The following is a 600-nucleotide window of genomic DNA, read 5'->3' as shown; positions in this document are numbered from 1 at the left end:
CATATTCTGTGTGCTTATGCTTGCCGACATGGGACTTGTTCAATGACACCTCAGCAGGAAAACGCCCTTCGCAGCATTGCCCGTCAGGCTAATTCTGAAATCAAAAAAAGCCAGACAGCAGTTTCCGGATAAAAACGTCGATGACATTTGCCGTAGCGTACTGAAGAAGCACCGCGAAACGGTAACGCTGATGGGATTCACACCGACTCATTTAAGCCTGGCAATCGGCATGTTAAACGGCGTCTTTAAGGAACGATGAACATGAAAAGCAAAATCATCAGGGAGCTACAGGCTCCTTTTTTATTATTCGCATTCACCCTCAAGCGTATTAACCAACAGTTCAGGGATTAATGAAAGATGGCAGACATCATTGATTCAGCATCAGAAATAGAAGAATTACAGCGCAACACAGCAATAAAAATGCGCCGCCTGAACCACCAGGCTATATCTGCCACTCATTGTTGTGAGTGTGGCGATCCGATAGATGAACGAAGACGCCTGGTCGTTCAGGGTTGTCGGACTTGTGCAAGTTGCCAGGAGGATCTGGAACTTATCAGTAAACAGAGAGGTTCGAAGTGAGCGAAATTAACTCTCAGGCAC

The 600-nt window shown here is 46.2% G+C and carries 1 protein-coding gene; it reads left to right on the top strand.

Going from position 1 to position 600, the window contains the following annotated elements:
- The first annotated feature begins 357 nt into the window (after window positions 1–357).
- Entirely contained in the window at window positions 358–579 is a 222-nt protein-coding gene (locus CBF90_RS16190; protein ID WP_000763367.1) for a TraR/DksA family transcriptional regulator, read from the top strand.
- Window positions 580–600 lie beyond the last annotated feature (21 nt).

The organism is Microbacterium sp. AISO3, from assembly GCF_002204305.1.
GTDB lineage: Bacteria > Actinomycetota > Actinomycetes > Actinomycetales > Microbacteriaceae > Microbacterium > Microbacterium arborescens.
Note: the sequence above shows the minus strand (reverse complement) of the source record. Positions and strands in the feature narration are given on the sequence as shown.